Origin of the sequence: Paenarthrobacter nitroguajacolicus, from assembly GCF_029952445.1 — a bacterium.
Classification (GTDB): Bacteria; Actinomycetota; Actinomycetes; order Actinomycetales; family Micrococcaceae; genus Arthrobacter; species Arthrobacter nitroguajacolicus_B.
Genome location: NZ_JAQPPK010000021.1, coordinates 79,886 through 90,748 on the forward strand (window position 1 = coordinate 79,886; position 10,863 = coordinate 90,748).

The 10,863-nt window shown below is 63.8% G+C and carries 10 protein-coding genes and 1 pseudogene; 6 read left to right on the top strand and 5 right to left on the bottom strand.

Going from position 1 to position 10,863, the window contains the following annotated elements; all coding sequences use genetic code 11:
• Positions 1-73 precede the first annotated feature (73 nt).
• The 4 genes from pstB to pstS form a co-directional block, all read right to left on the bottom strand.
• Positions 74-853 (bottom strand): phosphate ABC transporter ATP-binding protein PstB, encoded by a 780-nt coding sequence (gene pstB / locus PJL15_RS15910; protein WP_039239203.1) that lies wholly within the window; start codon positions 851-853, stop codon positions 74-76.
• 63 nt (positions 854-916) lie between these two features.
• On the bottom strand, positions 917-2,020 hold the full coding sequence (gene pstA, locus PJL15_RS15915; RefSeq protein WP_281452116.1) for a phosphate ABC transporter permease PstA: 1,104 nt from the start codon (positions 2,018-2,020) through the stop codon (positions 917-919).
• Positions 2,021-2,953, bottom strand: coding sequence for a phosphate ABC transporter permease subunit PstC (pstC, locus tag PJL15_RS15920; RefSeq protein WP_281452117.1), 933 nt, complete (start codon positions 2,951-2,953; stop codon positions 2,021-2,023).
• 137 nt (positions 2,954-3,090) lie between these two features.
• The gene (gene pstS / locus PJL15_RS15925) at positions 3,091-4,212 is read right to left on the bottom strand and encodes a phosphate ABC transporter substrate-binding protein PstS (protein WP_281452118.1); all 1,122 of its coding nucleotides are present in this window, start codon (positions 4,210-4,212) and stop codon (positions 3,091-3,093) included.
• Positions 4,213-4,461: 249 nt separating this feature from the next.
• On the opposite strand from pstS, the gene PJL15_RS15930 reads away from it, so the two are divergent.
• The 5 genes from PJL15_RS15930 to disA all read left to right on the top strand — a co-directional run bounded on the left by PJL15_RS15930 (position 4,462) and on the right by disA (position 9,690).
• Complete coding sequence (locus PJL15_RS15930) at positions 4,462-5,589, top strand: FUSC family protein (protein ID WP_281452119.1); 1,128 nt, start codon at positions 4,462-4,464, stop codon at positions 5,587-5,589.
• 54 nt (positions 5,590-5,643) lie between these two features.
• Positions 5,644-6,369: a phosphatase PAP2 family protein gene (locus PJL15_RS15935; protein WP_281452120.1), complete on the top strand. Its 726-nt coding sequence runs from the start codon at positions 5,644-5,646 to the stop codon at positions 6,367-6,369.
• Between the two features lie 10 nt (positions 6,370-6,379).
• A complete protein-coding gene (gene radA, locus PJL15_RS15940) occupies positions 6,380-7,753 on the top strand; it encodes a DNA repair protein RadA (protein WP_159704441.1) in 1,374 nt (457 codons plus the stop codon).
• Positions 7,754-7,806: 53 nt separating this feature from the next.
• Positions 7,807-8,430 (top strand): Pr6Pr family membrane protein, encoded by a 624-nt coding sequence (locus PJL15_RS15945; protein WP_281452121.1) that lies wholly within the window; start codon positions 7,807-7,809, stop codon positions 8,428-8,430.
• 183 nt (positions 8,431-8,613) lie between these two features.
• Complete coding sequence (gene disA / locus PJL15_RS15950; protein ID WP_018780121.1) at positions 8,614-9,690, top strand: DNA integrity scanning diadenylate cyclase DisA; 1,077 nt, start codon at positions 8,614-8,616, stop codon at positions 9,688-9,690.
• A gap of 21 nt (positions 9,691-9,711) precedes the next feature.
• Here the strand turns inward: disA and PJL15_RS15955 are convergent, their stop codons facing one another.
• Complete coding sequence (locus PJL15_RS15955; RefSeq protein WP_281452122.1) at positions 9,712-10,410, bottom strand: hypothetical protein; 699 nt, start codon at positions 10,408-10,410, stop codon at positions 9,712-9,714.
• A 125-nt stretch (positions 10,411-10,535) separates the two neighbouring features.
• Here PJL15_RS15955 and PJL15_RS15960 point away from each other — a divergent pair.
• Positions 10,536-10,863 (top strand): annotated as a pseudogene (locus tag PJL15_RS15960) (A/G-specific adenine glycosylase); the annotation flags it as partial.

Here is a 10,863-nt window from a genome sequence, read left to right on the forward strand (position 1 = left end):
CGTACCCCCAAGGCGACGGCCGCCGTCGTTATGTGCCGACTCCCCCAGAGAAGCCGGAACCCGCGAAACCCGCTTATCCGAAGCGGCCGGAGACGTAGTCTTCCGTGGCCTTCTGGGACGGGTTGTTGAAGATGGACGTGGTGTCGGCGAACTCGATGAGCTTGCCGGGCTTGCCGGTGCCCGCGATGTTGAAGAACGCGGTCTTGTCGGACACACGGGCGGCCTGCTGCATGTTGTGGGTCACGATCACCACCGTGTACTGGTCCTTGAGCTCGTTGATGAGGTCCTCAACGGCCAAGGTGGAGATGGGGTCCAGGGCGGAGCAAGGCTCGTCCATGAGGATCACCTGGGGCTCCACAGCGATGGCGCGGGCGATGCACAGACGCTGCTGCTGGCCACCGGAAAGGCCGGAGCCCGGCTTGTCCAGGCGGTCCTTGACCTCGTTCCACAGGTTGGCGCCCACCAGGGACTTTTCCACGAGGGCATCGGCTGCACCCTTGGAAATCTTCTTGTTGTTCAGTTTCACGCCGGCCAGGACGTTATCCCGGATGGACATGGTGGGGAACGGGTTGGGACGCTGGAAGACCATGCCCACCTGGGTACGAACGGTGACGGGGTCCACGCCGGGGCCGTAAAGGTTGTCGCCGTCGAGAAGGACTTCGCCCTCGACGCGGGCACCGGGAAGGACCTCATGCATGCGGTTCAGGGTGCGGAGGAAGGTCGACTTGCCGCAGCCGGACGGCCCGATGAAAGCCGTCACGGACTTGGCTTGGATGTTGATGTTGACGTCCTCGACGGCCAGGAAATTGCCGTAGTAGACATTCAGGTCTTTGACGTCGATGCGCTTGGACATGGTGTTCCTTTGTTCCTTGGGGGTTCTGGAAGTTTTTGAGTGCCAGTTGGGCCTGGCAGCCCGCTAGCGGCCCGTCTTGGGAGCGAACATGCGGGCAATGAGGCGGGCTCCGAGGTTCAGGAGCATCACCAGGATGATCAGCACCAGCGCGGCACCCCAGGCCCGCTGGTCCGAGGGACCAGGGTTGGACGGCGACGTCGGGTTGAGGATCTGCGTGTAAATGAACGTGGGCAGCGAGGCCATCCAGCCACCGAACACATTGTTGTTGATGGTGGTGGCGAAGCCTGCGGTCACCAGGATTGGCGCGGTTTCGCCGATAACGCGGGCGATCGCCAGGGTGACGCCGGAAGCGATACCGGAGATCGCCGTCGGAATGACCACCTTGGTGATGGTGCGCCACTTTCGAACGCCAAGCGCGTAGGAGGCTTCGCGGAGTTCGTTCGGGACGATCTTCAGCATTTCCTCGCTGGAGCGGACCACCACCGGGATCATCAGGACTGAAAGCGCGACGGCGGCTACCGCACCGGTCTTGGTGCCGGGGCCCACGATGGCGAAGAAGAACGCTGCCGCGAAGAGGCCGGCCACGATCGACGGGATGCCGGTCATGACATCCACGAAGAAGGTGATGGCGCGGGCCAGCGGACGGTCGTTGCCGTATTCCACGAGGTAGATCGAGGTGAGCAGGCCAACCGGCACCGAGATGACGGTGGCAAGGAGCGTGATCTGGATGGTGCCCATCAGGGCGTGGTAGATGCCGCCCAGGACGGGTGCGCCTTCCTCGGCTGCTTTGTTGTCGAACGCGCCGGTGACGCCGTTCATGGAGGTGCCAAGGAACCCGGGGGTAATGAGCCCGGGGATGCCGTTGATCAGCACCGTGACGATCACCGAGATCAAAGGCAACAAAGCGATCAGGAAGGCGCCCACAACCAAGCAAGTTGCAAGCTTGTCCTTGGCTTTGCGGGCACCTTCAACAGCGCCGCTCCAGGACACCAGGCCTACAGCGAAGAGGATGGCGGAGACGATCCCCCAGCCGAAGGCATTGAATCCGATCAGTGCAAGGATGGCCGCGCCAACAACAAGTGCGACAGCCAGTACGATGTACGGCGCGAACTTGGGCAACTGCCCCTTGGTGAGTGCGGAGCGCTTGCGGACTACTGTGGCGGTCATTTAGTTGGCTCCCGAGAATTCTTTGTGCCGTGTGATGATCCAGCGGGCGATCATGTTCACGCCCAGGGTGATGACGAACAGCACCAGGCCCGCAGCGATCAAGGTGTTGACCTTCAGGCCGCTGGCTTCGGGGAAGTTCAGTGCGATCTCTGCGGCGATGGTCTGGTTGCCGGACTGGATCAGGCTGGCGGTGAGGACGCCGGAGGAAAGCACCAGCGCGACGGCCATGGTTTCACCCAGTGCCCGGCCAAGGCCAAGCATGATGGCGCTGATAATGCCGGGACGACCGAAGGGCAGCACAGCCATCTTGATCATTTCCCAACGCGTGGCTCCGAGGGCCAGGGCTGCTTCTTCGTGCAGCTTGGGGGTCTGCAGGAAGATTTCGCGGGACAAGGAGGTGATGATCGGAAGGACCATGACGGACAGGACGATGCCGGCCGTGAGGATGGTCTTGCCGGTGGCCGAGGCGGGACCTTCGAAAATCGGGATCCAGCCGAGGTAGGTGGCCAGCCAGTCGTACGCGGGGGAGATTTCCTTGGCCAGGAATGCCGCACCCCAGGCGCCGTAGACAACGGAGGGAATGGCGGCCAGCAGGTCCACCACGTAGCCCAGGCCGGCGGCGAGCCGGCGCGGAGCGTAGTGCGAGATGAACAGGGCCACGCCAATGGCCACCGGGGTGGCAATGACCAGCGCGATCACAGCGGCGATCAGTGTGCCCACAACAATCGGGGCAATGTAGGCGAAGAAGCCGTGTCCGCCCTGGATGTCAGCGGCCGGAGCGGTGAGCGCGGGGATCGCCTGCACCACGAGGAACAGCGCGACTCCGAAGAGAACCGCGAGAATCAGGCACCCTGCGGCCATGGCGGCCCCGGAGAAAACCTTGTCCCCGGCGCGTCCTGCGCCGTGGGAGGTTGTCAGGGAGTTGGTGGTCACTTCACGATCCTTCATTCTGGAGTGAACTGGTGTTGCATGGCTAAGTTCCCTGCCCCGCTCCAGTGGCGTTGTGGCCACTGGCAAGCGGGACAGGGAACTTCAGTGTTCAGCCGGGTTCAGGGAACCCGTTGGGAACCTTAGGCCTTGGCCTTGATGGTTTCGATGGCAGCCTTGGCCTTGTCCTGCAGCGTCTTGGAGAGCGGTGCGGACTTCGCGGCGTCAGCGGCGGTCTTCTGTCCGTCGTCGGAAACTACGTAGGATTCGAAGGCCTTGACCAGGTCGGCAACTGCCTTGGTCTCGTACGTGGTGCACACGACGTGGTACGAGACGAGGACTACCGGGTAGGCACCAGATGCGGTGGTCTTGCGGTCCAGCTTGATGGCGACGTCGTTGCTGGCGCGACCGTCAACGGGCTTGCCGGCTTCGACTGCCTTTGCGGCGGCGTCGGCGGAGATCTTGACAAACTCGTCGCCGACCTTGATGGAGGCGGTGCCCAGCTTGCCGGATACTGCGGAGTCGTCAGCGTAGGTAACGGCACCCGGGGTGTCCGTGACGGTCTTGACGACGCCGGAGGTTCCCTTGGCGTTCTCGCCCTTCAGGGAGGCGGGCCAAACGCCGGCAGCCTTGTCGGTCCAGACCTCGGGAGCAGCGGATGCGAGGTAGTCGGTGAAGTTGGAAGTGGTGCCGGAGTCATCGGAGCGGTTCACCGGGGTGACCTTGAGGTCCGGGAGGGTAACGCCTGCGTTGAGGGCAGCGATGGCGGGGTCGTTCCAGTTGGCGATTTCGCCGCGGAAGATCTTGGCGACCGTTGCGGCGTCGAGCTTCAGTTCCTTGACATCGGGGATGTTGAAGGCGACGGCGATCGGGGAGATGTAGACCGGGATGTTGATGGCACCCTCAGGGCCGCACTTGGCCTTGGAAGCTTCGAGCTCGTCGTCCTTGAGGTAGGCGTCCGAGCCGGCGAACTGTGCCGAACCGTCGATGATCGCCTTGCGGCCAGCGCCGGAACCATCCGGGGAGTACTGGACAGTGGCGCCCTGGTTTGCAGAGGCGAAACCGGCCTTCCAGGAGTCCATGGCTGCGCCGGTCGAGGAGGCGCCGATGCCGGTCAGCGTGCCGGTCACCTTGGTGCCGGCTGCTGCGGACTGGGTTCCGCCCGTGGTGCCGGTTGCGTTGTCAGAACCGCAAGCGGTGAGCGCGAGTGCGCCTGCTGCGATGACCGCGATTGCCGCGTTGCGGCCGAAGCGAGTTGCCTTCACTTGGATGTGCCCCTTCCAGGGATTTCTCAGATGCGTTCCGAACGGAGATTTCGGCGTGCGCGAGCTGTGGACCGTTTTGTTCCTTTACTGAAAGTAAGGAGCGCAGGTAACGGGATCTGCGGTGGCAGGTGAACGGAAGGTGAACGACGGCGGACCATTGGGTTATGTGGCGCGCGCCACCTTGAGTGGTTCCGCCGTTACGCTCGTCGCTCCCCGGTGGAACGTGGCACGGCAAATAGACTGGAAGGCATGGCTGCCGCTAAGGGACTGAACGCAAGCAAGAGGTTTCTGCGGGCCAGAGTCCGGACTGGCCTGGTCCGGAGCCGGAACTCGTTGACCCCGGCCATCCAGATGACGGTGTGCGCTGTGGGCGCCTACGCCTTCGCCGAATACGTGCTGGGCCACCAAGGGCCCTTGTTCGCGGCAACGTCCTCCTTGATCGCGCTCGGCTTCTCAAGGGATCCGCGGCTACGCCGGGTCATCGAGGTTGGCCTGGGCTGCACACTGGGCATCGTTGTTGGTGATTTGCTGCTTCACTGGCTGGGCGCCGGGATCTGGCAGGCCGCCGTCGTGCTTCTTTTCTCCATCCTGCTGGCCCGGTTCCTGGACAGCGGCACCATCTTCACCACCCAGTTGGGCTTGCAGTCATTGCTGGTGGTGTTGCTTCCGGCGCCGGCCGGCGGGCCTTTCACGCGAAGCCTGGATGCCGTGGTGGGTGGCGTCTGCGCGCTGCTGGTGACCATCCTGGTGCCGAAGGATCCGCGCAGGGAACCCCGGAAGGACATCCAGAAAATCCTGCACGAACTTGCCGAGGTGCTGCGCGAGTGCGCCAAGGCCATGATCGAAAGTGACTCCACCGCTGCCTGGCACGCCCTGATCCGTGGCCGCAACTGCCAGCCCTTGGTGGACCGCATGCGGCAGACGCTGCGGGCGTCCGGGGAGGTTGCAACGCTGGCCCCCGCCCATCGCAGGCACCGGGACGAACTCGCAGGGCTGGAACACTCCCTGGAATACATCGACCTCGCGCTCCGCAACAGCCGGGTGTTCGCCCGTCGCCTCACCAGCGCCATCAACCATGCTGCATTGTCCGACGAAGCGATCGACAGCATCTCGGAGGTCCTGCAGGAAACCGCCGCCGCCATCGACGAGCTGACCATTGGGCTGTCCGAACAGAGCGAAGGCACGCGCAGGGTTCACCTGCGGCGGGCCAGGAACGACCTTTCTGACATCGCGGCCCGGCTGCACCCGAAGATTCTCGACGTCCAGCGGCTTGAGGGCGAAACCGTGGTGATGCTCTTCAGGCCGCTGATGGTGGACCTGCTGGAAGCCAGCGGGATGGAACCCGAAGAAGCCCGGGCGGTGCTCCCGGCACTGTAAGGCCCCCCAGGCTGCTCCCAGCCAGGTCACATTTCCACTGTGGATAATGGGTCGATGCTTTCTGTCCCTTCCGCACGCCTGTCCCTGCGCACCAGGCCTGCCCCTGCCCTCCGCTTGCGGCAACGGCTCCTCTTCCTCTGGGCAGGCGCACTCTTTGTAGCCGGGGACGCGGTCTTCTGGTTGATGTTCGCTGCCGTTTTGTCCTCAAGCGGCCTGGCAACGCTCGACGGCGCTGTCCACTCCTTCACGGTGGATTCCCGCAGCTCCCTTGCTACAGGCCTTCTTGCCGCCGTTTCCGCAGTGACCTCACCTACCGTCATGGCGGCGGTTGGCGGTCTGGTCGGAGTGGTGTGGGCCGTGTGGAAGAAGGAACTGTGGCGTCCGGCCGTCCTGATAGGCGCCATGGTGCTCTCGGTTGTCCTCGCAGCTGTCATCAAGCTCGAAGTTTCCAGGTCCCGGCCGCCCTCGTCGGACTTCCTCCTTGGGCCCGACGACGCCCTGTCCTTCCCGTCCGGCCATACGCTGGGCGCCGCGGTTTTCGCACTTGTCCTCAGCTATTTGCTGGTGTCCCGCGCCAGAACCCGCACGACGGCGGTGGTTGCCTACTCCGCCGCCGCACTGCTGACGCTGCTGGTCGCCTACAGCCGGCTGTATCTCGGCTACCACTGGCTCACTGACGTGGTCGCTTCCATTGGGGTGGCGCTGGGCGTGTTCGGCCTGGCCGTGTTCGTGGACGCGGTGCGGTACGGGCGGGCCAATCCTGTCACACCCCCCGACTAGTCTGGAACGCATGGCTTCAAAGACATCCCGCGCATCCAAGACACCCGCCTACAAGTGCGCCGAATGTGGCTGGACGGCCATCAAGTGGGTGGGCCGTTGCGGCGAGTGCCAGGCCTGGGGAACCGTTGAGGAATACGGCGCCACCGTTGCACGTACGACGGCGGCCGCTACAGTTCTGGAGCCGGCCCGCCGCATCGCCGAGGTGGACGGAACCACAGCGGCCTTCCTGCCGACCGGCGTCGACGAGTTGGACCGCGTCCTCGGAGGAGGGCTGGTTCCCGGTGCCGTCATCCTGCTGGCTGGGGAACCCGGCGTCGGAAAATCCACGCTCCTGCTGGACGTCGCGGCAAAGTTCGCCCGAACCGGGCAGGACGTCCTGTACATCACGGGTGAGGAATCGGCAGCGCAGGTGAAGCTGCGTGCGGAACGCATCGACGCCGTCGCCCATACCCTTTACCTGTCGGCGGAGACTGATCTGGGCCAGGCCCTGGGCCAAGTGGAGAAGCTTGAACCCAAGCTCCTGATCGTGGACTCCGTGCAGACGCTGAGCAGCGCAGACGTGGAGGGCAGCGCCGGGGGTGTTTCACAGGTGCGCGAGGTAGCAGCTTCCATCATTGCCGCTGCGAAGAGACGCAATATGACCACATTGTTGGTGGGCCACGTGACCAAGGAAGGCACCATCGCCGGCCCGCGTTTGCTGGAACACCTGGTGGATGTCGTGTGCCAGTTCGAAGGCGAGCGCCACTCGCGCCTCCGCCTGCTGAGGGCGGTCAAAAACCGTTACGGAGCTACTGACGACGTCGGGTGTTTCGATCTCAACGAGGCTGGCATCGAAGGACTGGCCGATCCCAGCGGATTGTTCGTTTCGCGTACCCGCGAGCCGGTATCGGGGACGTGCATCACGGTAACCATGGAGGGCCGGAGGCCACTGCTCGCCGAGGTCCAGTCACTCCTTGCCGAGAGCGCCAACTCCCAGCCGCGCCGCGCCACCAGTGGTTTGGAGAGTTCCCGTGTTGCCATGCTGCTGGCAGTCCTCCAGCAACGCGCGGGCTGCATGCTGCACAAGGATGACTCCTACGTGGCGACTGTTGGCGGTGTGAAACTTACTGAACCGGCCACGGACCTTGCCGTCGCCTTGGCGGTTGCCTCCGCCAAGTCACGCAAGGCGCTCCCCCAGCGGCTGATCGCTTTTGGGGAAGTGGGCCTGGCGGGCGAGGTCCGCCCAGTCCCCGGAATCAACCAGCGCATCCAGGAAGCCCACCGGCTGGGCTTCACCCACGCCATTGTTCCGGCCAGCCCGGCGGGAGCGGGAGTTATCCCGGATGGCTTCTCCGTCCGCGAAGTGGGACACCTGGCCGAGGCCCTGGAACTCCTCATAACTTAACCCTTTCGGGGTGTCGGGCATCTCCGGGGCGACGCGTCGGCAAGGATTGGTCCATGACCAAACGGAATGTGCTTATCGGGGGACGCTTTTTCTTTGGGATTTTGACGTTGGTGGCAGTTGCGACCCAGCTGGTGGTCCATATCGGGCTGAATTACGATATTTGGAATTTCTTCAGTTACTTCACCAACCTGTCCAATATTTTCGCCGCCGTAGTCCTGCTCATCGGCGGTTACAGGGTGTTGATCCGCAAGCGCCCCAGCGAGGCGGATGACGTAACGCGCGGCACGGCCACCATTGCGATGGCTGTGGTGGGGCTGGTATTCGGTGCCCTCCTTGCCGGCGAGGACCTTGGTTCCATGGTGCCGTGGGTGAACTTCGTGGTGCACTACCTGATGCCTGTGGTGATGGTGGCGGACTGGCTGTTCCAGCCGCCACGGGCCAAGCTCGAGCTCCGGCACATTTGGTACTGGCTGATCTACCCCATCGCGTATTTGACGTACAGCCTGATCCGGGGCGCTTTCGTGAACTGGTACCCCTACTGGTTCATCAATCCCGATCGCGCTGGTGGTTGGGGTGGCGTGGTGGTATTCGCCTTGGCCATCTCGGTGGGCTTCCTGCTGGTGAGCCTGGCGATGCTGTGGCTGGGGAACAGGTTGAAGCGCAACGTGGATTACTAGCCACTTTGAAGCAACTTCCGAACATAACGAAATGACCCACTTTGGGGCTTGCTGGTGCGGTTAACGGTGCTTCGAAGCCCTATCATTGAGCTTGGCGTCACAAGGCCATTTTTTGGATGCGCCAACTGACGCCGGATTCAGCATGTCTGCGAGCCGTGGCTTGCACCTTCGAAGGGAAACCCTATGGCCCGGAGCCCGGAAGAGTCGCTTAAGGCGACTCTGGCCAGAGTCGCACCCGGAACTCCGTTGCGCGACGGTCTGGAGCGCATCCTCCGCGGGCGCACCGGTGCACTGATTGTGCTGGGGTACGACCGCACCATCGATTCCATCTGTTCGGGCGGCTTCGATATCGGCATCGATTTCTCTCCCACCCGGCTGCGCGAACTGGCCAAAATGGACGGGGCCATCATTTGCGACAAGGACGCCAGCAACATTGTTCGCGCGGCGGTCCAACTTGTCCCGGATTCGAGCATCGAAACCCAGGAATCCGGCACCCGGCACCGCACGGCTGAACGCGTCGCCATCCAGACCGGCGTTCCCGTCATTTCGGTGAGCCAGTCGATGCAAATTATCGCGTTGTACGTGAACGGCCTGCGCCACGTCCTGGAAGGGTCCGAGAAGGTTCTGGCCCGCGCCAACCAGGCCTTGGCAACGCTGGAGCGGTACAGCGCCAGGTTGGACCAGGTGACCAGCTCATTGTCGGCCTTGGAGATCGAGGCTTTGGTGACGGTCAGGGACGTGGCGGTGACCTTGCAGCGCCAGGAAATGGTCCGCCGCATCTCCGAGGAAATTGCCCAGTATGTCCTGGAACTCGGCGAAGACGGCCGCTTGTTGTCCCTCCAGGTGGAGGAACTCACCGTGGGGCGCGGACCGGGCAGTGAAGTGATCATCCGCGATTACTCCGACCCCAACACCACCCCTGAGGAGATCGAGGAAGCCGTCCAGGCACTGCTCAACCTCGGACCCACGGAATTGATCGACCTCAGCCGTATCGCCCACATTATTGGCTTCGCCGGCGGTGTTGAGCAGTTGGACGCAGTGGTCCAGCCGCGGGGCTACCGTTTGCTGTCCGGCCTCAAGTCCGTGCCCAAGGCCGTTGCCGACCGGCTGGTGGACTACTTCGGCGGACTGCAGAACCTCATGGCCGCCACCATTGACGATCTCATGACAGTAGATGGCATCGGCGATCAGCGTGCCCGTACGGTCCGGGAGGGCTTGAGCCGCATGGCCGAGGCGAGCCTGCTGGACCGTTTCCTCTAAGCTGACTGCCGCCGTCGACCGCTAGTTAAGCTGGAAGACTGCCTTCGGGCTGGCCTTGTTTCCCAGCCGCGCCTCAAACGTGTAGTAGGCGCCGCCGGCGCCGGGTTTGGCGTTGATCACGCCGCATCCTTCCAACGACCTGTTGCGTTGCCACGGGAAGTTGGCGGTCTCGCTCTTGCCGGGCTGGATGGTCTTCACCAGGTCTACTCCCCCGGTCTGGCAGTCCTTGGAGGAGAAGATGCGGTCCGAGCCACTCATCACCACGTATTCCATTTGGGACGTGCCCACGTTGACTTCGCACGGGGCTGCGTTGCCGTTGGTGATGGTCATGGTCAGCAATGGTTTTTCGTCGGCACCGTAGGCCGGCTTGTCGGTTTTCGCCGCGACGGTCATCAGGTTGAAGTCGCACACGGGGGTGGGCGAGGCCGACGCCGACGGTGTGGAAGACGGCGGGCTCCCCTGTGTGGGCACTTGCGAGGGTTGCGGGGTGTCTACCGCTTGGGGCTCGGGAGTCCCCGCGAACATGCCCGTCACGGCCAGCACGCCTACGACCACCAGGACAATGACGAGCACCAGGCCGCCAAAAACAACCTGTCGTCGACGGCGGTACACGGCAGGGCTGGGTCGTCGCCGTTTCACCGGGGTGGATGAGCCACGGGCAGCACCCTTCGCCGGCGCTGTTGAGCGCGCGGTCGACTGCTGCTTACCGTTGGTGGCCATGCTTCTAGGCTAGGCTCGCGGCCGTCGGCACGCCTAACCTACACGCCGCAGGGCAGCAATCCGGGCGTGTGTGACGTCGGACATGGGCCGGGTCCGGCGGTGCTTCCACTAGAGTTGATGGCAGTATGACACTCCCCGATTCCGATGCGCTTGCCCGGCTCCACGACGCCTTGGACCAGTGGTTCTCCGAGACCGCCAGGGACCTGCCATGGCGCCAGCCGGACTGCAGCCCCTGGGGAATCCTGGTCAGCGAAGTCATGCTCCAACAGACCCCCGTCGTCCGTGTGCTGCCGGTGTGGCTCGACTGGATGGAGCGCTGGCCCACACCCGCCCATCTGGCCGCGGAGCCTTCCGGTGAAGCAGTCCGCCATTGGGGCCGGCTCGGGTATCCGCGCCGCGCGCTGCGGCTGCACGCGGCCGCCGTCGCCATCTGCGGGGAGCACGATGGCGAGG